The following is a 23,622-nucleotide window of genomic DNA, read 5'->3' as shown; positions in this document are numbered from 1 at the left end:
GCCTAGCGGCCGGGCGTGTAGCCCGCCTGGGTCAGCGTATGGCGGGCAATGGTCAATTGGTGGATCTGGCTGGTGCCCTCGTACAGGCGGAACAGGCGCACGTCCCGGTAGAAGCGTTCGATGCCGTGGTCGGCGATGTAGCCGTAGCCGCCATGCATCTGCACGCAGCGGTCCGCCACGCGGCCGCACATCTCGGAAGAGAAGTACTTGCAGATCGATGCGTTCAGTGTCACGTCGCGGCCTTCGTCGCGTTCGCGGGCGGTCTGCAACACCAGCGCGCGGGCCGCCTGGATTTCGGTCTGGCAATCGGCCAGCATGGCCTGGATCAGCTGGAAATCCATCAGCGGCTTGCCGAACTGCTGGCGTTCGGCCACGAAGCGCAGCGTGTCGTCCAGCATGCGGATCGCCGGGCCGATGCACAGCGCCGCCAGATGGATGCGCTGCTTGTTCAAAACCTTCATGGCGGTCTTGAAGCCCATGCCCTCGCTGCCGCCGATGATGTTCGCGGCCGGCACGCGGCAATCCTGGAAGTGCACGGCGGACACGGGCGATCCGGCCTGGCCCATCTTGTCGTAGGGCTGCCCGGTAGACAGGCCCGGCGTGCCGCGTTCCACGATGAAGGCGGTGATGCCCTTGGCGCCCGGCGCGTCGGGATCGGTGCGCGCCATGACGGTGAAGAGGCCGGCCAGCGGCGCGTTCGTGATGAAGCACTTCTCGCCGTTCAGCACGTAGTGGTCGCCGTCGCGCACGGCGGTCGTGCGCAGCGCGGTGGCGTCGGATCCGGCTTGCGGCTCGGTCAGCGCGAAGCAGCCGGTCAGTTCGCCGGAGGCCAGCCGCGGCAGGTAGCGGGCCTTCTGTTCATCGGTGCCGTCGGCCACCAGCGCCTCGGAGCCGATGCCGGTATTGGTGCCGACCCGGGCGCGGAACGCCACCGAGCACTGCGACAGTTCCATGGCGGCCAGAACCAGCTCTTCGGTCGTCATGCCCGCGCCGCCATACTGCTCCGGGATCGAATAGCCGAACAGGCCCTGGGCGGCCATGTCGGCCACCAGATCCTGCGGCACCTCGTCCAATCGGGCGACTTCGGCCTCGCGCGGCGCCAGCCGTTCGCGCACGTAGCGGCGCAGCGAGTCGAGGAATTGGGGGAATCCGTCGGGGTCCCTGATCATGGCTAGTCTCCGTGTTGTCGGGGCGCCGTGCCTTTCCTGTCCGTCATGGCGCCGTGTTGAATCCAGGCTAGCAAAAGGCTGGCAGATATGAGACAAGTGTTTCGCTATCTTGAATGCCGTGTGCGCCCCTCAATCGGGTCCTGCTCTATCATCGGCGGGACGGGCCGCGCTTCCGGGCGGCCCCGAATCCAGGACAGCGACCATGACTTCCCGCCCAGGCGAGCGCCATGCCGACCCCGCCTTCGCCACCACGCTGGCGCATGGGCTGTCCGTGCTGCAGGCCTTCCGCCACGGCGAGTCGGCCCTCAGCAACCGGGAATTGGCCGACCGCACCGGCCTGTCCAAGGCCACCATCTCCCGGCTCACCACCACGCTGATGCAGCGCGGCCTGCTGCGCTACGACGGCGGCCTGCGCCGCTACCGCCTGGGGCCGGCCGTGCTGTCGTTGAGCTATCCGCTGCTGGCCAGCATCAAGGTCCGTCAACTGGCGCGTCCGTTGATGAAACGGCTGGCCGACGCGGCGGGCGGGTCCGCCTCCCTGGGCATGCATCACGGGCTGAACATGGTCTACCTGGAAACCTGCCGCGGGCACGATGCCGTGTCGTTCCGGCCCGACATCGGGGCCCTGCTGCCCTTGCTGCCGTCCGCGATGGGCCGTGCCTGGCTGGCGCAAGGCGCCGGCGGCGAGGCCGAGCCCGTGCTGGAAACCTTGCGGCGGCAGGACCCGGCGGCCTGGCGGCGCTACGCGCCGGACTGGGAGCAGGCGCGGCGTGATTACGCAGAGTACGGGTATTGCGTTGGGCAGGGCGATTGGCATTCGGACGTGCATGCGGTTGCGGTGCCCATGCGCTTGCGGGTCGATGGCCAGGCGCTGGTCTTCAATTGCGGCGTGCCGGTGGCGCGGCTGCGCCCCGGCGACCCGCGCGGCCGCATCGCGCCGCGCCTGCTGACTCTGGCCGCGCGCGTCGAGAAAATGATGGAGCGCGGCGATGGGGCATGAGCGCGACCGCGAATTCACCACCACGCTGGCGCGCGGCATCGATATCCTGGCCTGCTTCCGGGCGGACCGGCCCGTGCTGGCCAACAAGGATTTCGCGCAGCAGACCGGCCTGTCGCGCAGCGCCGTGGCCCGCCTGACACACACCTTGGTCGAGCTGGGTTTCCTGCAGCGCGAAGGCGAGCCCGCCCGCTACCGCCTGGGCGCGTCGGTGCTGGCGTTGAGTTATCCCTTGCTGGCCAGCATGCAGATCCGCCAACTGGCGCGCCCGCTGATGAAGCAGCTTGCCGATCATGCGCGCGGCGCGGTGTCGCTGGTGGTGCGCGACCGCCTGCAAATGGTGTACGTGGAAACGGCCCGGTCGAACGAGGCCCTGCAGACCCGCCCCGATATCGGCGCCTCGCTGCCCCTGCTGTCCAGCGCCGCCGGCAAGGCCTGGCTGGCCCGGGCTTCCGACGAGGAGCGCGCGGCGGTGCTGAACCAGCTGCGCGTTGCCGATCCCGCCCATTACGAAGCCCATTTCCCCACGCTGGCGGCGGCCCGCCGCGACCTGGAGCGCAAGGGCTATTGCGGCAACAACCTGCAATGGCGTCCCGACGCCTACGGCTTCGCCGCCCCGTTGGGCCGGCCTCACCAGTCGCTGCTTTACGTCTTCAACTGCGGCGTGCCCGCCAATGACGGGCCCTACCGCGAGCGGGCGGCCGACATCGGCCCCAGGCTGGTCGCGCTGGCCCGCGAGACGGAACGGCTGCTGGGGTATTTGTGACTCCAAGTCAAAAGTTTTTCGCTGGTTTACCCCTATTCCCGCAAGGATGGACGCGGCATACTGGCCGCCTGTCTTCCGATCGGCCCCGTCGATGCGCCAGCTCCCAACCGCTGGCGCAATCCCGAACTCCCGGTCGGCGCTTTCGAACCGAGGAAATCCGCATGACCCCCAAAGACACTCAACCGGTGAAGGCCGGCCTGCCATTGTTGGCGCTAGCCGTCGGCGCGTTCGGCATCGGCGTGACCGAGTTTTCCCCCATGGGCCTCTTGCCCGTCATCGCCGAGGGCGTGAACGTATCCATTCCCAGCGCAGGGATGCTGATCAGCGCCTACGCGATCGGCGTGATGGTCGGCGCGCCCCTGATGACCCTGGCCTTCTCGCGCTGGTCCAAGCGCAAGGCGCTGATCCTGTTGATGGCCATCTTCACCATCGGCAACGTGCTGTCGGCGCTGTCGCCTAACTACACGACGCTGCTGCTGGCCCGCCTGGTGACCAGCCTGAACCACGGTGCGTTCTTCGGCCTGGGCTCGCTGGTCGCCGCCAGCGTGGTGCCGCGCCACAAGCAGGCGAGCGCGGTGGCGACGATGTTCATGGGCCTGACCATCGCCAACGTGGGCGGGGTGCCCGCCGCCACCTGGCTGGGGCAGGCGATCGGCTGGCGCATGTCGTTCGTCGCCACCGCCGGGCTGGGCCTGATCGCCATGCTGGCGCTGTGGCGGGCCCTGCCGGCGGGCGAAGCCGGCAGCCGTCCCAACGTGGGCCGCGAACTGTCCGTGCTGAAGAGCCCGGTCGTGCTGATGGCTTTGCTGACGACCGTGCTGGGAGCGGGCGCGATGTTCACGCTGTACACCTACATCGCCCCGACCCTGGCCGACATCACGGGCGCCTCGCCCGCCTTCATCACCGGCATGCTGGTGCTGGTCGGCCTGGGCTTCACGCTGGGCAACGGCGTGGGCGGCCGTATGGCGGACCGCTCGCTGGACGGCACGCTGATCGCCTTCCTGACGCTGGTCATCGTCGATCTGCTGGCCTTCCCGTGGATTGCATCGACGCAGGCCGGCGCGGCGATTTCCCTGTTGATTTTCGGCGTGGCGACCTTCGCCGTGGTGCCTCCGCTCCAGATGGGCGTGATGCGCGCCGCCAAGGATGCGCCCGGCCTGGCCTCTTCCGTGAACGTCGGCGCCTTCAACCTGGGCAACGCGGTGGGCGCCGCGGCGGGCGGCGCCGTGATCTCCGCCGGCCTGGGCTATGCCGCCGTGCCGATCGCCGGCGCGGTCATTGCGGCGGCGGGCCTGGCGCTGGTGCTGCTGCAGCGCGCCGGCAACGTGCGGCGCCGCAAGCTGGAAATGCAGGGTTGCTGATTCAAGTCAGCCAAGCCTGAAGGCCGCGTCTTGGACGCGGCCTTTTTTTGCCCCTGGGGCCGGTGTTGGTTCATCGGGGATGAGCAGTAACTCAGTCTTGTTTTTTATCAACCAAAGAGAGGTTCCACGTTTTCCCTAAGTTGCATTCATGCTTGGCTTGTCTAGTATTGTATATACAAGATCAAGCGCAGAAATTGCAGCGAATCGAATGAAGGGGAATCCGTGGAAGCGACGGCAGTAGCGGCAAACAGGACCATCGAGACAGCGCTCGATAGCAGGGCAGGCAATCGACGGACGATCATGGGCGCCAGCCTTGGCAACGGGCTGGAGATTTTCGATTTCACGGTTTACAGCTTTTTCGCCGCGGTGATCGGCAAGCTGTACTTCCCAAGCGAATCCAACTACGGCTCGCTGTTGATGGCGGTCGCTGTCTTCGGCGTGGGCTTCATCATGCGGCCGCTGGGCAGCATGGTGCTGGGCGCCTACGCGGACCGCAAGGGTAGAAAGGCCGCCATGATGGCGACCATCATGCTGATGGGCATGGGCACCGCCCTGATCGCGTTTGCACCCACCCATGCGCAGATCGGGATACTGGCGCCGTGCCTGATCGTTGCGGGCCGCCTATTGCAGGGATTCGCGGCGGGCGGGGAAGTCGGCGCCGCCACGACGCTGCTGCTGGAATCGGCTGGCGCCAACCAGCGCGGGTTCTTCGTCAGCTGGCAATCGATCAGCCAGGGAATCGCCGCCTTGCTGGGCGCGTCGCTGGGGCTGCTGCTGACCTCGACGCTGTCCGAAGAGGCGCTCTATTCCTGGGGCTGGCGCGTGCCTTTCATCCTGGGGCTGCTGATTGTGCCGGTCGGCGTCTACATCCGGCGCCATATCGAGGAAACCTATGCGGGAGACGCCAGCGCCGCCAAGAAGAAAACCCCGGTCCGGACGGTTCTGACGGACCATACGCGCGATCTGGTGCTGGGCATTCTGATGATCATGTCGGGCACCGTGATGGTGTACATCGTGCTGTTCTACATGCCGACCTACATGATGCAGACCCACCACATCGAGGCGTCCACGGCCTATCTGTTCAGCTGCCTCGCCTCGATCGTGCAGGTGGTCGCGGTCTATTTCACCGGCAGGTACGTGGACCGCTTCAAGAACAGCAAAAAGGCCATGATCCTGTCGATCCTGATCGGCATGGCGATGGCCTACCCGACGTTCCGGATGCTGGAGATTCCCGGCTACCTCTGGCTGGCCGTCGTTTTCCGCATGTTGCTCATCGTGGCGCTTGGCATCAACGTACTGACCAGCACCATGCTGATCGCCGAGGCCCTGCCGCGAGCCGTGAGGGCGACGGGGGTTTCCATGATCTATTCGTTCGGCGTCACGATCTTCGGAGGCTCGGCGCAAGTGGTCGTGACGTGGCTGCTGAAGACGACCGGCAATTCCATGGCGCCCGCGTGGTATGTGATCGGCATGCTGGCCATCAGCCTGGTCGCCACCTGCCTGTTCAAGGAGCGTCGCGGCCAATGACCGGGATCGTCATGCGGGCACAACCGCCAGTTTTCAGAATAGGGAGTTGAATCCATGAAAGGATCGCATCGCGGCATCGTGCCCGGCTTGCTCGATTCATTCGATGAAATGAAGCGCATCCGCCATGATATCCATCAGCACCCGGAGCTGGGCTATCAAGAGCGGCGCACCAGCGCAATCGTCGCGGGCTACCTGGAACGCTGGGGCTACCGGGTCCGGCGGGAAGTGGGCGGCACCGGGGGCGTAGGAACGCTGCAGGCCGGGGAGGGCGGGCGAGCTATCGGCTTGCGGGCCGATATGGACGCGTTGCCCATCAGCGAGGCCAGCGGGCAGTCCTATTCCAGCGTGAATGACGGCATCATGCATGCCTGCGGCCATGACGGTCACACGGTGACGCTGCTGGCCGCCGCCAAGCACCTGGCGGCAACCCGCGACTTCTCCGGTACGTTGAATCTGATTTTCCAACCCGCCGAGGAAGGCGGCGCGGGTGCGCTGGCCATGCTGAATGACGGGCTGTTCGATGCCGCGCCTTGCGATTCGGTCTACGCCTTGCACAACTATCCGACGCCCACCTTGAAATTCGGGCAGATGGCTATCGTGCCCGGAGCGATCATGGCGTCCGTGGACAGCATGATCGTCGAAGTCAGCGGCAAGGGCGGACACGCGGCGTCGCCGCACTTTACGTGCGATCCCGTCGTCGTTTCAGCGTCGATCATCCAGGCGCTGCAGACAATCGTTTCGCGCAACGTCAATCCGCATGACTGCGCCGTCGTCAGCGTCACCAGCATCCATGCCGGCAGCGCGTTCAACGTGATCCCGGGCGAACTCGAAATGAAGTTATCGGTCAGGACCTACGACGAGGCGCAGCGGAGCCTGATCCTGGCCCGCATCCGGGATATCGTGCAGGCCCAGGCTGCCTGCTTCGGCGCAAGCGCGCGGATACAGGAAGCCGGGGCCCGCTATCCCGTGTTGGTGAATGCCGAGGAACCCACACGGGACGCCCGCGAAGTCGCGCAGCGGCACTTTGGCGAGGACTGCGCCGTGGATCATCCGCCGATTCTGGCGGCGGATGACTTCGCCTTCATGGCGCAGCGGGTGCCGGGGTGCTACATCAACATCGGCGCGGGCGAAGGGGCCGCCCTGCACAACGCGGGCTACGATTTCAACGACGACCTGATCCTGGTGGGCGGCAGCTTCTGGGTGCATCTGGCGCAGACGCTGTTGCGCTAGGCAGGCCCGGAGAGGGGCCTCAGGCCTCGATCCGCTCCACCTTGCCCACCAGCAGGATGTACGACAGCGCGCCCAGCAGGGCCAGCGACGACACGTACACGATCGCGGGGGCGAAGCTTTCTTTCGTCACCAGGAAGCCGATCACGATCGGCGTGCAGATCGACGACAGGTTGCCCACAAAATTGAACACGCCGCCTGTCAGCCCAAGCAGCCGCACGGGGGCCAGGGTCGACACCAGCGACCAGGTGATCGATGCCAGGCCGTTGCCGAAGAACGCCACGGCCAGGAAGAAGATGACCCAGGGCGTGGAATCGGTGAAATTGGCGCCGATCATGGACGTGGAAATCAAAAGGCCCAGGATGATGGGCAGCTTGCGCGCCAGGCCGACGGTGGCGCCGCGGCGGATCAGGAAGTCGGACAGCACGCCCGAGCACAGCACGCCGATGAACGCCGCCAGGAACGGCACCGACGCCAGGAACCCGGATTTGATGAAGTCCATGCCGCGGTATTTCACCAGATAGGTGGGGAACCAGGTCAGGAAGAACCACAGCGTGGACGTCAGGCAGAATTGGCCCAGGTAGACGCCCCACAGCTTGCGCTTGCTCATTACCAGGCCCAGGTCGTTCCAGCTGAACGGGGCCTTTTTCTCCCGCGCGCGGCGGTCCAGGTCGACCACGCCGCCGCCTTGCTGGATCAGTTCGATCTCGGCGGTGTTCGCGCCCTTGAACTGGCGCGGCTCGCGATAGATCATGAACCACAGCACGCCCCAGACGATGCCCAGCAGGCCGGTGCTGACGAAGACCATGTGCCAGCCGTAGTGGTGCTGCAGCCAGGCAAGCACCGGCGTCAGGAACGCCAGGCCGACGAACTGGCCCGAGGTGTAGAAGCCGATGGCCGTGGCGCGCTCGCGCTCCGGGAACCAGGTGGTGACGACGCGGTTGTTGATCGGGTAGGCGGGCGCTTCCAGCGCGCCCACCGCCAGGCGCAGCACGAACAGAATGACGAAGCTGCCGGCGAAGCCCATGAAGAACGTGGCCGCCGACCACAGGATCAGCGCGGCCGCGTACAGCAGGCGCGGGGACACGCGGTCCACCAGCCAGCCGCCGGGGATCTGCATGGCGGCGTAGGTCCAGCCGAAAGCGGACAGGATCAGGCCTTCATGCACCGTGTCCAGGCCGAACTCGTCCTTCAGGGCGGGGGCGGCGATGGACAGGTTGCTGCGGTCCAGGTAGTTAATGACGACGGTGATGAACAGCATCACCATGATGAGGTACCGGCTGCGCGTGGGGCGCTGGGCGCCCTGCAGGCCGGCGTGGGTAGCGGTGGACAAGGGAAGTCTCCTCTTTCTCTTTATCGGCTTACCACTCGGCGAAGCTGCCGTCGGCGTGGCGCCAGATGGGGTTGCGCCAGCGGTGGCCCACGGCGGCGCGTTCCTTTACGTATTCCTCATTTACCTCGATGCCCAGGCCCGGGCCTTGGGGAATCGCGACCATTCCGTCGTCGTAGGCGAAGACTTCGCGGTTGCTGACGTAGTCCAGCAGATCGTTGGCGGCGTTGTAGTGGATGCCCAGGCTCTGTTCCTGGATGAAGGCGTTGTAGCAACCGGCGTCGATCTGCAGGCAGGTGGCCAGCGCGATGGGGCCCAGCGGGCAATGCAGCGCCAGCGCCACGTCATAGGCCTCGGCCATGGCGGCGATCTTGCGCGTTTCCGTGATGCCGCCGGCGTGCGACGGATCGGGCTGGATGATGTCGACATAGCCTTCGGACAGCACGCGCTTGAAGTCCCAGCGCGAGAACAGGCGTTCGCCCAGCGCGATCGGCGTGGAGGTCAGGGGCGCCAGTTCCTTCAGGGCCTCGTAATGCTCGCTCAGCACGGGCTCTTCGATGAACATGAGCTTGAACGGGTCCAGCTCCTTCATCAGCACCTTGGCCATGGGCTTGTGCACGCGGCCATGGAAGTCCACCCCGATGCCGACATTCGGGCCGACCGCGTCGCGCACCGCGGCCACGTTCTCCAGGCACTTTTCCACCTTGTCGAACGAGTCGATGTACTGGAGCTCTTCGGTGCCGTTCATCTTCACGGCGGTGAAGCCGCGCTCCACCGCGCTCTTGGCGGCGGCGGCCGTGTCGGCGGGCCGGTCGCCGCCGATCCACGAATACACGCGGATGCGGTCCCGCACGTTGCCGCCCAGCAGCTGCGACACCGGCACGCCCAGATGCTTGCCCTTGATGTCCCACAGGGCCTGATCGATGCCGGCCAGTGCGCTCATGTGGATGGCGCCACCGCGATAGAAGCCGCCGCGGTACAGCACCGTCCAGTGGTCTTCGATGTTGCGGGGATCCTTGCCGATCAGGTAGTCGGACAGCTCTTCGACGGCCGCAGCCACGGAATGCGCGCGTCCTTCGACGACGGGCTCGCCCCAGCCGACGATGCCTGCGTCCGTTTCGATCTTCAGGAAGCACCACCGGGGCGGCACGATGTAGGTGGTGAGCTTGGTGATCTTCATGCTTGGGTCTCCTGGGCGGGATAGGCGCCTTGCCACGCGGCGAGGAAAGCGCGCGCGTTCTGGCCGACTGCGTCGGCCGACAGGCCGGGTTTGTACAAGGCGGAGCCCAGGCCGAAGCCGCTGGCGCCCGCCTGGGCGTATGAGGAAAGATTGCCGGGCGTGATGCCGCCCACGGGCACCAGCGCGATGGGCGGGCGCATCACGGCGCGCCAGGCTTTCAGCACGGCAGGTCCAAGTTGCTCCGCGGGGAACATCTTCAGCACGTCGGCGCCCGCCGCCAATGCGGCGAAGGCCTCGGTCGGCGTGGCCACGCCGGGGCAGGACGCCATGCCCAGCTGCTTGGCGGCGCGGATCACAGCGGCGTCGCTGTGCGGCATGACGATCAGTTCGCCGCCCGCCTGCTGGATGCGGGCGCAATCGTCCGGGTTCAGGACGGTGCCCGCGCCGATCAGGCAGTCGGTGGGCAGGGCGGCGCGCATGGCGCGGATGCTGTCCAGCGGATCGGGCGAATTCAGCGGCACTTCGATCAGGCGAAAGCCCGCCTCGTACAGCGCCTGGCCGACGGGCTCGGCCTCGGCGGGCGTAATGCCGCGCAGGATGGCGATCAGGCCGCAGTGGGCCATGGCGGATTGCAGACCAGGATGGTTCATGTTCGGTTCCTAGGCGTGAGCCGATGATGGGGAGGCGACCAGTCCCGCACTGACGGCCAGGTGCCACAGGCCGCGTTCGGTAGCGTCCTGGGCCTGCTCGGGCGTGCCCAGGCCGTAGTGCCGCATGGCCTGGATGTAGCGCCGGCACAGCGCGGGCTCGCCGCAAAGCACGATGCGGGGCAGCTCGCCTTGCTGGCGCAGCATCTCGGCTAGCGCCGCGATCTCATGGCCGATGAGCAGGCCCGACAGGTAGTCGGCCTGCGATTCGGGCGCGAGTTCGCCGGTCAGCCCCAGCGCGCGGGTGCTGAACACGGTGGACAGGACGCCCGCGCGGCCGGCGGGGGCGCCGGCCACCTTCAGGCCGCGTTCGAAGGCGGCCATGTCCGCACTGGGGGCGTCCGCCATGGTGCGGCCCAGGATGGTGTGGCCGCGCAGCGCGGCGTAGACCTCGCCGGTCATGAAGGTATCGAAATGCGTGACGCGCCCGCGGCGAGCATTGACCCACTTGGAATGGGTGCCGGGCAGGCCGATCAGGACGCTGTCCGCGCCGCCGTCCGCCTGGTCGAACAGCACGCCGAAAACCTGGGTTTCTTCGCCGCGCATCACGTTGGGCAGGCCGTGGCGCTGGATCAGGCCGGGCACGATGTGCACGGGCGTGGCGCCATGGCGCGCCACGACGGTGAGCAGCGTGCCGATGCGTTCCAGGTCGACCGGCACGTCCAGGTAGGCGGCTTCCTTCCAGCCCTGGGCGCTGCCGACCATGCCGCAGGCGATCACCGGCAGCGAGGGTTCGGCCCGCAGCCAGTCGCCGCAAGCCTGCTCGAAAGCCAGTTCGAAGCCCGATAGCGCCATGGTGGCCGCGCCGTCCTGCAGCGGCTGCGGCAGGCGCATGATGCCCCAGGGCAAATGGCGGGTGTCGAGCGTGCGGCCGGCGCCGTCCAGGCGGTAGGCGCGCAGCGATGAGGTGCCCCAGTCCAGCGCGATAAGCGCCGCGCGGGCGGGCAATCCGGTAGTCATCAGAAATCTGTCTCGGCTTTGGCCGTATACCCGGCTGCCACTGCGGCAGGGGTGCACGGACCTTGTTGTCTGAGGCCGGCCGGCGTTCGGGGGCGCTGACGGGCGATGGGAAAAATTCTAGATCAGCGCTTGAAAAATCTCAAAATATAGAATTAAATCCCACATACAGGGAATAAAAGCAGGCCTGGAAGCCATGCGCCCCTGAGCCAGCCGTCAGGTATCGCCTGGAAGCTCCGTCTTTTTCCCGCATGCCGGCGCGGGTGCGCCAGGTATGCTTCTTCCCTTGTTTGCCGCCCAGTTCCGACTTTTCATGACCGCCACGCTTATTCCCGAACCTTCTTCCACCCTGGATCCTGATGCCGCCGCGCCCGCGGGCACGCAGACCCTGATGCGCGGCCTGGCCGTCGTGCAGGCCGTGTCCGATGGCGCGCGCGACCTGAAGGAGATCTGCGCGCGCATCGGCGTGGCGCGCAGCACCACGCACCGGCTGGCAAGCTGCCTGGTGCAGGAGCGTTATTTGCGTTCCCTGCCTGGCGTGGGCTATGTGCTGGGGCCGAAGCTGATCGAACTCGGATTCCAGGCGCGCGAAGCCTTTCCGATGGCGACGCTGGCGCGTCCGTACCTGGACAGCCTGGCGGAACTGACGGGCGACACCATCCACCTGGCCGTGCGCGACAACGACGACGTGCTGTACCTAGAGAAAATCCCCGGCAAGAAGGGGCTGGAGATGCGTTCGCGGGTGGGGCACCGCATGCCGCTGGCCGCCACGGGCGTGGGCAAGGCGTTGTTGCTGGATACGGAAGAGCCGCAGTGGAAGGCGCTGCACCGCATCGGCGCGCCGGTCTCGTCGCGCGCGCCCGGCGGCCGTCAGACCTGGGAGGCCTTCCGCGAACGCATGCGCGAATATGCGGCCAACGGATATGCCTTCGACCTCGAAGACAACGAGCCATCGATCCGTTGCGTGGCGGCGCCGGTGCGGGACGCGTCCAGCGGTATCGTGGCCGCGATCAGCGTGTCCAGCACCGTGCCGTACATGTCGCTGGAACGCATGCGGGAAATGGTCGCCGTGGTGCAGGGCGCGGCGGCGGGGATCTCGGCCGAATTGGGATGGAAAGTCGAGCGCGCCTGATTCGTCGCGCCCGCGTTCCTTACTCCAGCGGCAGCGTCAGCACGCCCTGCGGGGCGGGGCGCATCATGACGCGGCGGTACCAGGCGGACAGCGCCGGCGTGTCCGGGCGTTCGATCGGCAGGGCCAGCCAGCGGTGCGCCGAGCACACCAGGGCGATATCGCCCATGGTCAGGTGCCGGCCGGCGATGAATTCGCGGCCTTGCAGGGCCTGGTCCAGGACCAGGGCGCGCGCATTCGAGCGCTTCACCGAGTTTTCGATGGCAGCTTTGTCGCGCTTGTCTTCGGGCGTGCGGACCAGGCCGAGAAAGGCGGGGCCCATGGCGCCTTGCCATTCCGTGGCCTGCCAGTCCATCCAACGGTCGGCGTCCGCGCGCAGGCAGGCGTCTTCGGGCCACAACGTGCCCACGCCGTAGCGCGAAGCCAGATAGCGCACGATGGCGTTGGACTCCCACAGCACGAAGCCGCCGTCGTCGATGACGGGAACGGTGCGGTTGGGATTGAGCTTGGCGAACTCCGGCGTGTCGACGACGCCGAACGGCCCGCCGGCCTGCGTGAAGGTATGCGGCAGCGCAAGCTCGCGCACGGCCAGCATGACTTTTTGAACGTTGACGGAAGTCAGGCGTCCCCAGATCTTCAACATAACCAGTCCTTTTGGTGTCAGGCGGGCGGCAACTGCCGCCGCGCAAAACCGCTGTCGCGCGAAAAGCGCGTCCAATTGAAAGCGGGCCCGGGGTCTGTCTTGCGCCCCGGGGCGATGTGCTCGTGGCCCCAGGCTGCCGCCAGGGGGTGGCGCGCGCGCAGCGCCGGTGTCAGTTTGCGCAGCGCCAGATATTGCTCATCGGCGTAGGGCAGGGTATCGGTGCCTTCGAGCTCGATGCCGATGGAAAAGTCATTGCAGCGTTCGCGGCCCGCATAGCGCGACACGCCCGCGTGCCAGGCGCGTTCGTCGGTGGAGACGAACTGGATGATGCTGCCGTCGCGGCGGATGAAGAAATGCGCGGATACCCGCAGCCCGCGCAGGCGTTCGAGCCAGGGGTGCGAGCCGTAGTCCAGCGTGTTCAGGAACAGCCCGGCGACTTCCGGTCCGCCGAACCGGCCGGGCGGCAGGCTGATGTTGTGCAGCACGAGCAGGGACACCTGCGCGCCCGCGGGCCGCGTGTCGCGGTTGGGGGAGGGCAGGAGCGAAACACCTGGGGCCGGCGCCAGCCAGCCATGACGATCCAGTCGCAAGGCCATGGGAAGGGAGCATGTGTGGAGTCCAACATGCATTATGCCGTGGGAAAAGGCAGGCTTCTATTTGATGGGGAGATGGCGGGGTGTCAGACACCCGTGGGCGGGCAGCGCCGCCTGAAGGCCGTCTCCTCGGGTGTCAGACACCTGACGACCCGCTCCAGCTGCCGCCGCCGGTGCCTGACCTTCGAGGAGAGCCGCTGGCTCGTTCCAAGATGCTGCCGCCGGTGTCAGCCCCCGAGGAGAGGTCCTGATCCGTTCCAGATGCTGCCGCCGGTGTCTGACACCCGATGAGACGGCCTTCAAGCTGCTGGCAGGCCGCAAGGGTGTCTGACACCCCTCTCAGTGCTTTCGGGGCCCCAGCCGAGCATGCTCCGCATTGCACCAGGTCTGGCCGTTCTGCAGCAGGGCTTCGGAACGCGGCATGTGGATGCCGCAGTGGGCGCAGCGCACCATCGATTCCACCGGCTTGGGCTGCGGCGCCCGGCCGCGGGCGGCCGTCCGGTTGGTTTGCGCGCCGGCCTGCTTCGCCGCCGCCATGCGGCCGGCGATGCGGGCCACGAACAGCACCGCGATGACCACAAAAATCCAGAACAGCAGCTTGCCCACGTCAACCTCGGTGCAGAATCATTTCCAGCACGAACCGGCTGCCGGTATAGGCCAGAATCAGGAAACCAAAACCCGTCAGCGTCCAGCGCAGGGCGACGCGGCCGCGCCAGCCCCAGACATGGCGGCCCGCCAGGAGCACGCCGAACGTCAGCCAGGACAGCAGCGTGAAGACGGTCTTGTGGTCGAACGGCAGGATTTTGCCGGTCAGCTTCATGGACGCCACCGACCCCGTACCCACGGCCAGGGTCAGCACGACGAAGCCGATCCAGATGATGCGGAACAGCAGCTGCTCCTGCACCAGCAGGGGTGGCTGGGAATCCAGGACGCGGCCCACGATACTGCGTTCGGCCGGCGCGTCCAGCGGGCGGTGCAGGTGGCGGTCCAGCAGGGCCATCATCATGGCGTGCAGGGCGGCGATGGTGATCAGGCCATAGGCCGCCAGCGCGATCAGCAGGTGCACGCGCAGCCAGGCGTCGTTGGCGTGGGGCACGAATTGCCCCTGGGGAAAGATCGCGGCCAGGCCGCTGGCGGCCGTGGCGGCGGGCAGCAGCAGCAGTTGCAGGCCGTCTATGCGGACCACCAGGCTTTCCAGCCAGAACACCACCATGCCCAGCCAGATGGCGGCGGACAGGGCCAGGGCCCATCCAATGAACAAATGCTGGGAGCCCAGCATCGACTGTTGCAGCCCGATTCCATGGAGAACCAGGGCTCCCAGCAGGCACAGACGGGCGACCTTGCCCGTCTGCTCCACGCCGCCCGCGCCGGCCAGGCGGATCCAAAGCGACCCCCCGAGCACTGCGTACGCCAAGGCAGCCGCCGTGTGAAATACAATGCCTAGTGACATAGAAACCGTTGTCTGGATGGGGCCTTGGGGTGCATGCCACCCGAAAGCGCAGAATCCGCGCCTGCGGCCACCGTTCAATCAACTAGTTTAAGCGGAAACGCCTCTCATGCTCGATAACCTAACTCAACGCCTTTCGCGCGTCGTCAAGACGCTGCGCGGGGAAGCTCGCCTGACCGAGGCCAACACCCAGGAAATGCTGCGCGAAGTGCGCATGGCATTGCTGGAAGCCGACGTGGCGCTGCCCGTCGTGCGCGAATTCGTCGCGCGGGTAAAGGAAAAGGCGCTGGGCGAAGAAGTCGCCGGCAGCCTCAGCCCGGGCCAGGCCCTGGTGGGCGTCGTCCACAAGGAGCTGACCTCCCTGATGGGCGGCGACCTGGGCGCCGATTCCGGTGAGCTCTCGCTTGCTGTGCAGCCGCCCGCCGTCATCCTGATGGCGGGCCTGCAGGGCGCCGGCAAAACCACCACCACCGGCAAGCTGGCGCGCTGGCTCACCGAAGGCCAGCATACCCAGCACGGCCGCAAGACCGGCAAGAAGAAAGTGCTGGTGGTGTCCGCCGACGTGTACCGTCCGGCCGCTATCGACCAGTTGAAGAGCGTCGCGGCGCAGGTGGGCGTGGACTTCCTGCCGTCCGACCCCAGCCAGAAGCCCGAAGATATCGCCCGCAACGCGGTGGACCACGCGCGCCGCCACCACTACGACGTGCTGATCCTGGACACGGCCGGCCGCCTGGGCATCGACGAAGCCATGATGCGCGAAATCCGCGCACTCCATGACCTCGTCAAACCGGTGGAAACGCTGTTCGTCGTGGACGCCATGCAGGGCCAGGACGCGGTCAACACCGCGCGCGCCTTCGCGGACGCGCTGCCGCTGACCGGCGTTGTCCTGACCAAGCTCGACGGCGACGCCCGCGGCGGCGCCGCCCTGTCGGTGCGCCACGTCACCGGCAAGCCGCTGAAGTTCGTCGGCGTATCGGAAAAGCTGGACGGCCTGGAGCCGTTCCACCCCGAGCGCATGGCGCAGCGCGTGCTGGGCATGGGCGACATCGTGTCGCTCGTCGAGCAGGCGCAGAAGAATATCGACATCGCCGAAGCCCAGAAGCTGGCCGCGAAGATCAAGTCGGGCAACAAGTTCGACCTGAACGACTTCCGCGACCAGCTCGGCCAGGTGAAGAAGCTGGGCGACATGGGCTCCCTGCTGGAAAAGCTGCCCGCGCAGTTCCAGCAGGCAGCCGGCCAGCTGCAGGGCGGTCAGGCTGAAAAGCAGCTGCGCCGCACCGAAGGCATCCTGAACTCCATGACGGCGGCCGAACGCGCCAAGCCCGAACTCATCAAGGCGTCGCGCAAGCGCCGCATCGCCGCGGGTTCCGGCGTGCCCGTGCAAGAGGTCAACCGCCTGCTGGCGCAGTTCGACCAGATGCAGGGCATGATGAAGCAGATGAAGAAGGGCGGCATGGCCAAGATGATGCGTGCCATGGGCGGCATGAAGGGGATGGGCCGTTTCCGGTGATTCCGCGTGTCTGACACCTCGCGTGTCAGACACCCATGGCACTACTTTAAGGCGCCAACAGTCCATAAAGCTTCCGCCGGTGTCAGACACCCGGCAGCGTCTGCTTGAGCCGGACGAGCATCTCGTACGGGTGTCAGACACAGGGGCGCGGCTTGCGTGGTGCCGCAGGCTCATCGCCAAAAAAATGGCCAGACATTGCGTCTGGCCAAGTAATCGCGGCGAGCAGGGGGCGCTGCCGCGATGCAAGCCGGAAAGCGCATGGGTGCCTTCCGGCTTGTTCGTTTCCGTGGGTCAAGCCAAGGGCGGAATGCGCAGCACCTGGCCCGGATAGATCTTGTCGGGGCTGGTCAGCATCGGCTTGTTGGCCTCGAAGATCAGCGTATTTTTCGCGCCCTGGCCCTTGCCGTATTGCGCTTCCGCGATCTTCCACAGGTTGTCGCCCTTTTGCACCGTGTACATCTTGGCTTCGGGCGCGGCCTGCTTCACCTTCAGTTGGTTGTCCACCTGCGCGACGCCGACGGTGTTGCCCAGGGCCAGGGTGATTTTCTCGGCCGCTTCCGTGCTGAGGGCCTCGCCCGCCACCGTGACCTTGTCGCCGTCGACCGAAATCTGCAGGCCATCGGCATTCAGGCCGTGCTTATCCAGCTCTTTCTTCAATTCGTCCGCCGTCGCGGCCTTGGCCTCGCTGGCGCCGAAGAGCTTTTCCCCGACGTCCTTGATGAAATTGAGCAGACCCATAGTGTTTCCTTTATCTATGTTGCGGTGAGAAAACGAAGTGCCATCAGGGCTTGTGGCCCACGAACATCTTGCGCACGATGCCGGCGATCAAGGTAAGCACGGCCCCACCGACGCCGCCGCCGACCACGCTACCGGCTATCGCTGAAAGATCCAGCCCCGCATTGCCTGCCGCAACCGCTCCGGCTCCCGCGGTGATCATGGGGGCCAGCCAGGAACCCCCCGCCAGGCCACCGATGGCGCCCGCGATGGTGTTGCCCAATGGCCCCAGATTGAACTGCTGAAGCATTTTCCCCAGACCGTTGCCCCCGGCGGCGCCGGCGACCAGCTGGATGATCAGGTTGACGATGACTGCGGTGTCCATGATGCCTCCTCTGCCCCGTGGGGCGATGTGCAACGCTAGAACAACAGCAAGACAATAGTGCGAAACCAGCAGGAACGATTATGACTCGCAGATTCCCCATGCGACGAGGGGTTAACGTGTAACAGGTTGCTAGCCTGTTGGCAGACTACGCAAGAATGCTGGCCACTTTGCAGGGAATGCGCATGCGTGGACCTAAACCGCATCCGGCAGCGGGCTACATGCGACGAGGGCCGCTACATCAGCGGCCCTCGTTTGCAATGCTCGGCGCGCGACAACGTGCGCGATGCGTAGGCGTCAGCCCCCGCCCACGGCCACCACGATCTCGATCTGGTCGCCATCGGCCAGCGGGGTCTGCGCGTGCTGGCTCTTGGGCACGATCTCGCCGTTGCGTTCCACGGCCACGCGCTTGCCGGCATAGCCCAGGGTCTCGAGCAGTTCGTTCACGGTCGTGTCCAGGGGGAACTCCCGGGCGTCTCCGTTCAGGGTGATGTGCATGCAGGTCTCCTTGCCAGTTAGCGCGCGTAGGCGTCGGTCGCGCCGATCAGCCGCGCCAGCGTGCCGGGTTCATCAAAGGCGTGGCCCGCGTCCGGGACCAGGTGGAAGTCCGCCTCGGGCCAGGCGCGGTGCAGGTCCCAGGCGGTGCGCGCGGGAGTGCAGACGTCGTAGCGGCCCTGGACGATGGTGCCGCGAACGCCGCGCAGCTTGTGGGCGTCGCGGATCAGCTGGCCTTCTTCCATAAAGCCGGCGTTCACGAAATAGTGGTTCTCGATGCGGGCAAAGGCCAGCGCCGCCCGGTCGGCGGCGTGGCTCTGCTGATGGCGCGGGCTGGGCAGCAGCGTGATGGTGCTGTCTTCCCACTTGCTCCATGCCTTCGCGGCGCGCAGCTGCTCGGCCGGATCGTCGCCCGTCAAACGCTTGTGGTAGGCCGCCACCAGGTCGCCGCGTTCGCTTTCCGGAATGGGCGCCAGGTATTCTTCCCAGCGGTCGGGGAACAGCCACGACGCGCCTTCTTGGTAGAACCACTGGATCTCCGCGCGGCGCAATCCGAAAATCCCGCGCAGCACCAGTTCGCTGACATGGGACACATGCGTTTCCGCATAGGCCAACGCCAGCGTCGAGCCCCACGACCCGCCGAACACCAGCCACTTTTCCGCGCCCATCACCTCGGTGCGCAAGCGCTCGATGTCCGACACCAGATGCCAGGTCGTGTTGTTTTCGAGGCTGGCATGCGGCTGCGAGCGGCCGCAGCCGCGCTGATCGAACAGCAGCACGTTATAGCGCTGCGGATCGAACAATTGGCGGTGCACGGGCGAGCAGCCGCTGCCCGGGCCGCCGTGCAGAAACACGGCCGGCTTGCCCTGCGGATTTCCGCAGAGTTCCCAATAGATCTGGTGGCCGTCGCCGGTATCCAGCGTGCCTTGGCGGTAGGGTTCGATGGGCGGATAGAGCATTAGGCGACTCGCTTGAAGATCAGGTCCCAGACGCCGTGGCCCAGGCGCAGGCCTCGCGTCTCGAATTTGGTCGGAGGGCGGTAGTCGGGGCGCGGCGCGTAGCCGTCCTCGGTATTCGCAAGCAGCGGTTCGTTGCTCAACACTTCCAGCATCTGCACCGCGTAATCTTCCCAGTCCGTCGCGCAATGGATGTAGCCGCCGGGCGCGATGCGGCTGGCCAGCAGCGACACGAACGCGGGTTGCAGCAGGCGGCGCTTGTGGTGCCGCTTCTTCGGCCACGGATCCGGGAAATAAACGTGCACGCCCGCCAGCGAGTCGGGCGCGATCATGTCTCGCACCACCTCGACGGCATCGTGCTGGACGATGCGCAGGTTCTGGATGTTGGAGTCTTCGATGCGGCGCAGCAGCGAGCCCACGCCGGCGTTGAAGACTTCCACGCCCAGGAAGTTGTCGCCAGGGCGGGCCAGCGCGATCTTCTCGGTGGTCTCACCCATGCCGAAGCCGATCTCCAGCACCGTCGGGGCTTCGCGGCCGAACGCCGCGGCCGGATCCAGCCGGCGCGGCGCGTAGGGGATGGACCACTGGTCCATCAGGCGTTCCAGCGCGGCCTGCTGACCCTGCGTGATATGGCCGCGGCGATGCACGAAGCTGCGGATATGCGTGGCGCCCGGGCTGTTGGGCGCATGCGCGGCGCTGGCCAGGGCGGCCTGCGTCTGGGGGGAAACGGCGGCGGGCGCTTCGGGGGTGTTCACGGAAGCCGGGGCCTGCGCGGCCGCGGGCGTCGCGGGGGGATTCTCGGGGGTGTTCGTATTCATAGCCCGAATTGTAGTGGGAGGCCGGGGCGACGGGTGTCGCCCAGACGCACTAAATTAGGGACATATTTGGCACGGCGGCCGAATAGCCGCGCGGCCATCGCGCCCGGCAATGAAAATCCCGCGCTATAATCGCCGCCTCTGCTTCGGCTTTGCGCCGAGGGCACGACACCCAGGCGGGTGTAGTTCAATGGTAGAACGGCGGCTTCCCAAGCCTCAAGCGTGGGTTCGATTCCCATCACCCGCTCCACTTTTCACCAAATATCAAGCAGTTACTGCGCGCCCGTCCGGGAGGCATGCGGACGGCTGGTGGCCGCTTATAGGGCGCAGTGTCCCAAGATTGTCCCCAGGTGCGCCAGACGCCCCGGGGCCAGATTTCGCTGCGATTTTCTGCAGGGGTAGCACGTATCCGCCTGGATGCTTGGTGATGTGTTGATAGAGGTTAGTACTCGTCAATGTCGTCGGCGATAAAGTCATCCAGGCATTCCTGGATCAACGCTACCTGCTGCCGGTCCTGACCTTCGATGAATCGGGGCATGTCGACTCCCGGAATCGAGATACCAAAACTCTATCTACACAACCGTAGCAGCGTCAAAGGGGGGCACACCGCCTCGGTCGAAAGCAGTCGTCCGCACGGCAGCCATCTTCTCTATGCTTTATTTGCCGAGAACGCCCCCGCAGTCAAATCAATATCCGCACCGCTAATGCGCATCCGACGAGCAGCGTCCTGCCAACGATCGACAACCATGACTACCTTATCCACAATCTGTCGAGCTTGCACATCGTCCAACCCATAAAAAGCAGCCGTGTTGAGGACAGTTTCAAGGCTAGGTCGATTGTCGACGTCGTCAATATTCAAGACATGCTCGGCCTTGTCGATATTCGGATTGACGTCAAACGCGGGAGCAAGTCTCCATCCTGTCTTGCCAAGCACGAAGCCGTGATTGCGAAGGTGGTCGTCGCGGTTGCCAACCGCGATATTGAACGCCATTCAGCCAGACTTCCAGGGTATTGTCCTGCGCGCTCATGTCGATTCCTCGTCGTTTGAGGCTGACGAGGGTTTGATCGCCTTGGCAAGGTGTCGGAAGCGACAGGCTCTGCTTGCCATCGATGGTGAGGACACATGTCCGGCGCTATTCAAGTACCCTTTAGCCTGCTCTCGTGCCACATGACAAATATGCAAGACGATCTTTTCGGAGATGCGCCGCTCCAGCCTCCTGCCCACTCCTCGAATCAGACGGCGTCTGAAGCCCAGCCGGACTTTTCTCTCCTGCGGAGCATGGCCAAGGTGATTCCCGCGCCTGCGGCGCAGGAGTTGGGCGCGCTCGCGCGGCAGCTTCCGGCACAGCTGCGCTTCGGCGTTTCTACCTGGTCATATCCCGGCTGGGAAGGGCTGGTCTGGGATGGAGAATACGATTCGAGCACGCTGTCCAAGCATGGTCTTGGCGCCTACCATCAGCATCCGCTTTTGCGCACGGTCTGTGTGGACCGCACGTTCTGGCGCCCGTTGACGGCAAGCCAGTATGCTGCTTACGCGGGGCAGGTCGATGACGACTTCCGCTTCGTCGTCAAGTGTCCCGCCAGCATTACCGACGCTCAGGCGCGTGGCGAAGAGGGCAGGGCGCGCGCGGTCAACCCGGCTTTCCTCGATCCGTCGCTGGTCGTCCAGGAATTCGTGCGGCCCACGCTCGAAGGCCTGGGCGCCAAGCTCGGGGTCCTGGTGTTCCAGTTGAGTCCTCTGCCTTGGGGGTGGCTGAGTCGCCCGGCAGCGCTGTTCGAGAAGCTGGGCCACATGCTGGCGGCTGTCCGGGCGGCATTGTCCGCGCATGGCGCCGTGATCGTCGCGGTGGAAGTGCGGGACCCTGAACTGCTGGGCCAGGCGCTGGTCGATACGCTCAAGGCGCAAGGGGCCACTTTCTGCCTGGGCTTGCATGGCAAGATGCCGCCGATCGAAGCGCAACTGCCGATACTGCGCGCGCTATGGCCGGGGCCGCTGGTCTGCCGGTGGAACCTGAACCGCATTTTCGGCGCGTATGGTTATGCCGACGCGCAGAAAAAGCACGATCCGTTCAATGCCATCCTCAGTGAGGATATCTCTACTCGCACGGTGCTGGCGCGTACGATCCGCGGAATCACGGGCGCGGGCCAACCGGCCTACGTGACGATCAGCAACGATGCCGAGGGCTGCGCGCCGCTGTCCATCCAGATGCTGGCCCGGGCGGTTGCGGCGTAGGGCCTGTCTGCTCCTGCTTGTTCCAGGATGTCGCTTCCCGCGGCCCACTCTCTCCAACTCATCGGTGTCATTGGCGGTGTCTTCTTTGGCAGAAGTGGGACGACCAACCCGTGCTTTGCCGCCTCGGGAAGTCCGTACCCACTGCGGCAACTGCTCCCGCACCAACTCCCAGCGACGGCTGCCAATAGCTCACTCTGCTTACCCTTCTTTAGCCGGCCGGTCGATTGCTGGGCTTTTAGGAATAATCCTAAGCATGCGCACGCTTCTGCCAGATACGATGCCATGACAAAAATGCTACTGGATGAGCAATGGCAATCTTGCGACTTCGATCAAAGAACTCGTCGAAAATTTCTGCGCGAATTGGGTTACTTATCTTATCTGCCTTTCTTTCAGCGGCTGCCTCAGCCCACACTGATTGCAAGCTGACGCTGAATGATGGAACCCCCGCACCGCGTTTGGACTGGACCCTACCGGTTTTTAATGCGGAAGAATTTGACCCCAATGTTGCAAATGGAACGGTAATCTACCGGAGCAACTCGAGGGCTACTGGTCAGGGGGGAAGACTGGTATGTCCGTACGCAGTTGGTACATTGGTCTATTCGGTTGAGACGAGTCGGACCGGTGGTGGTTGGAATACTTACCTAACTGGGATACAAGGCATAGGAATTCGAATCAAAGGTGGTTTTAACCAAGAATGGTGGCCGCAATACAAAGACTTCGGCTCTGAGCGTGTGCTCATCATGCTGCCCGCCGACGAATTCACGGTGGAATTGGTCAAGATCAGCAAGATCACTGCGGGCGGAAAAATACAGGGATTGGTAGCGGAATCTACTCTAGTAAATACGGGGTATGCCGTACGGCGTATATCACTTGCCGGCGATGGAATTGAGGTCAAGCCGCGAGTTCCCTCGTGCGCGCTGGAAACAAAGTTGGTCAGCGTCGAACTGGAAGGCGAAGCCAGCTCGCTTTCAGGTAAGCGAGCCGGGCCAACAAAAGACTTCAATATACGATTGCGGTGCTCAGGCGGAGATCGGGGTTCAACGACCAGAATGTTCATCGTGTTCTCGGATTCGACGAATCCCTCCAATCGTTCAAGCACGCTTTCTCTTACCAAAGATTCCGTGGCAAAAAACGTCGGCATAGAAATTTTGCGAGAAAACGGGGAGCTTGTTCACTACGGGCCGGAAAGCGGAGCGCAAAATCAGTGGATGGTTGGCGAGTTTGGTAATGTGCCGGTAGACATCAAGCTGAGGGCGCGCTACGTTGGAACGTCAATGGATCAAGCGCCAACGTCTGGAAGTGCAAATGCAAATGCAACCTTCACGATAAACTACAAGTGACGTCGAGCAACGCCGGATAGTTTCCGATTTAGAGCTCCACGCGCATATCGGTATGTTGAACCTCCGCTGCAACTGAAACTCCGTGAACCGAAGAAAATTTCCTGGCCCCCGTCGAGGGGGCCAGGTTTTTTTGTTTGCGGGAGA

24 protein-coding genes and 1 tRNA gene are annotated in these 23,622 nt (G+C 65.1%); 10 read left to right on the top strand and 15 right to left on the bottom strand.

Annotated features, from left to right (window positions below; all coding sequences use genetic code 11):
• Positions 1–2: 2 nt before the first annotated feature.
• Entirely contained in the window at positions 3–1,169 is a 1,167-nt protein-coding gene (locus AGI3411_RS08505; protein WP_129526931.1) for an acyl-CoA dehydrogenase family protein, read from the bottom strand.
• 202 nt (positions 1,170–1,371) lie between these two features.
• On the opposite strand from AGI3411_RS08505, the gene AGI3411_RS08500 reads away from it, so the two are divergent.
• The 5 genes from AGI3411_RS08500 to AGI3411_RS08480 all read left to right on the top strand — a co-directional run bounded on the left by AGI3411_RS08500 (position 1,372) and on the right by AGI3411_RS08480 (position 7,050).
• Positions 1,372–2,169 carry an IclR family transcriptional regulator gene (locus AGI3411_RS08500; protein WP_129526930.1) on the top strand — a complete coding sequence of 266 codons (798 nt, stop codon included), beginning with the start codon at positions 1,372–1,374 and terminating at the stop codon, positions 2,167–2,169.
• Positions 2,159–2,932: an IclR family transcriptional regulator gene (locus AGI3411_RS08495; RefSeq protein WP_129526929.1), complete on the top strand. Its 774-nt coding sequence runs from the start codon at positions 2,159–2,161 to the stop codon at positions 2,930–2,932. The genes AGI3411_RS08500 and AGI3411_RS08495 overlap by 11 nt, the downstream gene beginning before the upstream one ends.
• A gap of 161 nt (positions 2,933–3,093) precedes the next feature.
• Complete coding sequence (locus AGI3411_RS08490; protein ID WP_129526928.1) at positions 3,094–4,293, top strand: MFS transporter; 1,200 nt, start codon at positions 3,094–3,096, stop codon at positions 4,291–4,293.
• 300 nt (positions 4,294–4,593) lie between these two features.
• Entirely contained in the window at positions 4,594–5,820 is a 1,227-nt protein-coding gene (locus AGI3411_RS08485; protein ID WP_208748043.1) for an MFS transporter, read from the top strand.
• A gap of 54 nt (positions 5,821–5,874) precedes the next feature.
• Positions 5,875–7,050 carry an amidohydrolase gene (locus tag AGI3411_RS08480; RefSeq protein ID WP_129526926.1) on the top strand — a complete coding sequence of 392 codons (1,176 nt, stop codon included), beginning with the start codon at positions 5,875–5,877 and terminating at the stop codon, positions 7,048–7,050.
• A gap of 19 nt (positions 7,051–7,069) precedes the next feature.
• Here AGI3411_RS08480 and AGI3411_RS08475 read toward each other — a convergent pair whose 3' ends face one another.
• Genes AGI3411_RS08475 through AGI3411_RS08460 form a run of 4 tightly spaced genes read right to left on the bottom strand, consistent with a single transcriptional unit; the run spans position 7,070 to position 11,224 of the window.
• Entirely contained in the window at positions 7,070–8,380 is a 1,311-nt protein-coding gene (locus AGI3411_RS08475; protein WP_129526925.1) for an MFS transporter, read from the bottom strand.
• A gap of 28 nt (positions 8,381–8,408) precedes the next feature.
• A complete protein-coding gene (dgoD, locus tag AGI3411_RS08470; protein WP_129526924.1) occupies positions 8,409–9,557 on the bottom strand; it encodes a galactonate dehydratase in 1,149 nt (382 codons plus the stop codon).
• The gene (locus AGI3411_RS08465; RefSeq protein ID WP_129526923.1) at positions 9,554–10,207 is read right to left on the bottom strand and encodes a 2-dehydro-3-deoxy-6-phosphogalactonate aldolase; all 654 of its coding nucleotides are present in this window, start codon (positions 10,205–10,207) and stop codon (positions 9,554–9,556) included. The genes dgoD and AGI3411_RS08465 overlap by 4 nt, the downstream gene beginning before the upstream one ends.
• A 9-nt stretch (positions 10,208–10,216) precedes the next feature.
• Complete coding sequence (locus AGI3411_RS08460; RefSeq protein ID WP_129526922.1) at positions 10,217–11,224, bottom strand: 2-dehydro-3-deoxygalactonokinase; 1,008 nt, start codon at positions 11,222–11,224, stop codon at positions 10,217–10,219.
• Positions 11,225–11,534: 310 nt separating this feature from the next.
• On the opposite strand from AGI3411_RS08460, the gene AGI3411_RS08455 reads away from it, so the two are divergent.
• Entirely contained in the window at positions 11,535–12,353 is an 819-nt protein-coding gene (locus AGI3411_RS08455) for an IclR family transcriptional regulator (protein WP_129526921.1), read from the top strand.
• A 19-nt stretch (positions 12,354–12,372) separates the two neighbouring features.
• Here the strand turns inward: AGI3411_RS08455 and AGI3411_RS08450 are convergent, their stop codons facing one another.
• The 4 genes from AGI3411_RS08450 to AGI3411_RS08435 all read right to left on the bottom strand — a co-directional run bounded on the left by AGI3411_RS08450 (position 12,373) and on the right by AGI3411_RS08435 (position 15,036).
• Positions 12,373–12,993 (bottom strand): glutathione S-transferase family protein, encoded by a 621-nt coding sequence (locus tag AGI3411_RS08450; protein WP_129526920.1) that lies wholly within the window; start codon positions 12,991–12,993, stop codon positions 12,373–12,375.
• Between the two features lie 17 nt (positions 12,994–13,010).
• Positions 13,011–13,589, bottom strand: coding sequence for a 1,6-anhydro-N-acetylmuramyl-L-alanine amidase AmpD (gene ampD / locus AGI3411_RS08445; protein WP_129526919.1), 579 nt, complete (start codon positions 13,587–13,589; stop codon positions 13,011–13,013).
• Positions 13,590–13,925: 336 nt separating this feature from the next.
• Positions 13,926–14,192 carry a PP0621 family protein gene (locus AGI3411_RS08440; protein ID WP_129526918.1) on the bottom strand — a complete coding sequence of 89 codons (267 nt, stop codon included), beginning with the start codon at positions 14,190–14,192 and terminating at the stop codon, positions 13,926–13,928.
• A 1-nt stretch (position 14,193) separates the two neighbouring features.
• The gene (locus AGI3411_RS08435) at positions 14,194–15,036 is read right to left on the bottom strand and encodes a cytochrome C assembly family protein (protein WP_165359108.1); all 843 of its coding nucleotides are present in this window, start codon (positions 15,034–15,036) and stop codon (positions 14,194–14,196) included.
• A 106-nt stretch (positions 15,037–15,142) separates the two neighbouring features.
• On the opposite strand from AGI3411_RS08435, the gene ffh reads away from it, so the two are divergent.
• Positions 15,143–16,543, top strand: a complete 1,401-nt coding sequence (ffh, locus tag AGI3411_RS08430; protein WP_129526917.1) for a signal recognition particle protein — start codon at positions 15,143–15,145, stop codon at positions 16,541–16,543.
• A 291-nt stretch (positions 16,544–16,834) separates the two neighbouring features.
• On the opposite strand, the gene lysM is transcribed toward ffh, so the two are convergent.
• The 5 genes from lysM to trmB form a co-directional block, all read right to left on the bottom strand.
• Positions 16,835–17,281: a peptidoglycan-binding protein LysM gene (lysM, locus tag AGI3411_RS08425; protein WP_043546496.1), complete on the bottom strand. Its 447-nt coding sequence runs from the start codon at positions 17,279–17,281 to the stop codon at positions 16,835–16,837.
• A 43-nt stretch (positions 17,282–17,324) separates the two neighbouring features.
• Positions 17,325–17,642 (bottom strand): hypothetical protein, encoded by a 318-nt coding sequence (locus AGI3411_RS08420; RefSeq protein WP_043546495.1) that lies wholly within the window; start codon positions 17,640–17,642, stop codon positions 17,325–17,327.
• Positions 17,643–17,936: 294 nt separating this feature from the next.
• Positions 17,937–18,137, bottom strand: a complete 201-nt coding sequence (gene thiS, locus AGI3411_RS08415; protein ID WP_043546494.1) for a sulfur carrier protein ThiS — start codon at positions 18,135–18,137, stop codon at positions 17,937–17,939.
• Between the two features lie 17 nt (positions 18,138–18,154).
• Positions 18,155–19,093 carry a prolyl aminopeptidase gene (gene pip / locus AGI3411_RS08410; RefSeq protein WP_129526916.1) on the bottom strand — a complete coding sequence of 313 codons (939 nt, stop codon included), beginning with the start codon at positions 19,091–19,093 and terminating at the stop codon, positions 18,155–18,157.
• A complete protein-coding gene (gene trmB / locus AGI3411_RS08405) occupies positions 19,093–19,908 on the bottom strand; it encodes a tRNA (guanosine(46)-N7)-methyltransferase TrmB (protein WP_244240290.1) in 816 nt (271 codons plus the stop codon). Before trmB ends, pip begins: the two co-directional genes overlap by 1 nt.
• 173 nt (positions 19,909–20,081) lie before the next feature.
• On the opposite strand from trmB, the gene AGI3411_RS08400 reads away from it, so the two are divergent.
• Positions 20,082–20,155, top strand: a tRNA-Gly gene (locus AGI3411_RS08400).
• 399 nt (positions 20,156–20,554) lie between these two features.
• Here AGI3411_RS08400 and AGI3411_RS08395 read toward each other — a convergent pair.
• On the bottom strand, positions 20,555–20,896 hold the full coding sequence (locus AGI3411_RS08395; protein ID WP_244240289.1) for a HipA domain-containing protein: 342 nt from the start codon (positions 20,894–20,896) through the stop codon (positions 20,555–20,557).
• Positions 20,897–21,082: 186 nt separating this feature from the next.
• Between AGI3411_RS08395 and AGI3411_RS08390 the strand changes: the two genes are divergently transcribed.
• Positions 21,083–22,138 carry a DUF72 domain-containing protein gene (locus tag AGI3411_RS08390; protein ID WP_425265326.1) on the top strand — a complete coding sequence of 352 codons (1,056 nt, stop codon included), beginning with the start codon at positions 21,083–21,085 and terminating at the stop codon, positions 22,136–22,138.
• 308 nt (positions 22,139–22,446) lie between these two features.
• On the top strand, positions 22,447–23,478 hold the full coding sequence (locus tag AGI3411_RS08385; RefSeq protein ID WP_129526914.1) for a fimbrial protein: 1,032 nt from the start codon (positions 22,447–22,449) through the stop codon (positions 23,476–23,478).
• Positions 23,479–23,622: the final 144 nt, after the last annotated feature.

It is taken from the genome of Achromobacter agilis (genome assembly GCF_900496965.1).
Taxonomy (GTDB): domain Bacteria; phylum Pseudomonadota; class Gammaproteobacteria; order Burkholderiales; family Burkholderiaceae_B; genus Achromobacter; species Achromobacter agilis.
This window is presented reverse-complemented; position numbering and strand designations above follow the sequence as displayed.

Excerpts from the sequence above, each read along its gene's own strand:
- AGI3411_RS08505 (WP_129526931.1), bottom strand. The coding sequence starts at position 1,169 with ATGATCAGGGACCCCGACGGATTCCCCCAATTCCTCGACTCGCTGCGC.
- AGI3411_RS08500 (WP_129526930.1), top strand. The coding sequence starts at position 1,372 with ATGACTTCCCGCCCAGGCGAGCGCCATGCCGACCCCGCCTTCGCCACC.
- AGI3411_RS08495 (WP_129526929.1), top strand. The coding sequence starts at position 2,159 with ATGGGGCATGAGCGCGACCGCGAATTCACCACCACGCTGGCGCGCGGC.
- AGI3411_RS08490 (WP_129526928.1), top strand. The coding sequence starts at position 3,094 with ATGACCCCCAAAGACACTCAACCGGTGAAGGCCGGCCTGCCATTGTTG.
- AGI3411_RS08485 (WP_208748043.1), top strand. The coding sequence starts at position 4,594 with ATGGGCGCCAGCCTTGGCAACGGGCTGGAGATTTTCGATTTCACGGTT.
- AGI3411_RS08480 (WP_129526926.1), top strand. The coding sequence starts at position 5,875 with ATGAAAGGATCGCATCGCGGCATCGTGCCCGGCTTGCTCGATTCATTC.
- dgoD (WP_129526924.1), bottom strand. The coding sequence starts at position 9,557 with ATGAAGATCACCAAGCTCACCACCTACATCGTGCCGCCCCGGTGGTGC.
- AGI3411_RS08465 (WP_129526923.1), bottom strand. The coding sequence starts at position 10,207 with ATGAACCATCCTGGTCTGCAATCCGCCATGGCCCACTGCGGCCTGATC.
- AGI3411_RS08460 (WP_129526922.1), bottom strand. The coding sequence starts at position 11,224 with ATGACTACCGGATTGCCCGCCCGCGCGGCGCTTATCGCGCTGGACTGG.
- AGI3411_RS08455 (WP_129526921.1), top strand. The coding sequence starts at position 11,535 with ATGACCGCCACGCTTATTCCCGAACCTTCTTCCACCCTGGATCCTGAT.
- AGI3411_RS08450 (WP_129526920.1), bottom strand. The coding sequence starts at position 12,993 with ATGTTGAAGATCTGGGGACGCCTGACTTCCGTCAACGTTCAAAAAGTC.
- ampD (WP_129526919.1), bottom strand. The coding sequence starts at position 13,589 with ATGGCCTTGCGACTGGATCGTCATGGCTGGCTGGCGCCGGCCCCAGGT.
- AGI3411_RS08435 (WP_165359108.1), bottom strand. The coding sequence starts at position 15,036 with ATGTCACTAGGCATTGTATTTCACACGGCGGCTGCCTTGGCGTACGCA.
- ffh (WP_129526917.1), top strand. The coding sequence starts at position 15,143 with ATGCTCGATAACCTAACTCAACGCCTTTCGCGCGTCGTCAAGACGCTG.
- lysM (WP_043546496.1), bottom strand. The coding sequence starts at position 17,281 with ATGGGTCTGCTCAATTTCATCAAGGACGTCGGGGAAAAGCTCTTCGGC.
- AGI3411_RS08420 (WP_043546495.1), bottom strand. The coding sequence starts at position 17,642 with ATGGACACCGCAGTCATCGTCAACCTGATCATCCAGCTGGTCGCCGGC.
- thiS (WP_043546494.1), bottom strand. The coding sequence starts at position 18,137 with ATGCACATCACCCTGAACGGAGACGCCCGGGAGTTCCCCCTGGACACG.
- pip (WP_129526916.1), bottom strand. The coding sequence starts at position 19,093 with ATGCTCTATCCGCCCATCGAACCCTACCGCCAAGGCACGCTGGATACC.
- trmB (WP_244240290.1), bottom strand. The coding sequence starts at position 19,908 with ATGAATACGAACACCCCCGAGAATCCCCCCGCGACGCCCGCGGCCGCG.
- AGI3411_RS08395 (WP_244240289.1), bottom strand. The coding sequence starts at position 20,896 with ATGGCGTTCAATATCGCGGTTGGCAACCGCGACGACCACCTTCGCAAT.
- AGI3411_RS08390 (WP_425265326.1), top strand. The coding sequence starts at position 21,083 with ATGCAAGACGATCTTTTCGGAGATGCGCCGCTCCAGCCTCCTGCCCAC.
- AGI3411_RS08385 (WP_129526914.1), top strand. The coding sequence starts at position 22,447 with ATGGCAATCTTGCGACTTCGATCAAAGAACTCGTCGAAAATTTCTGCG.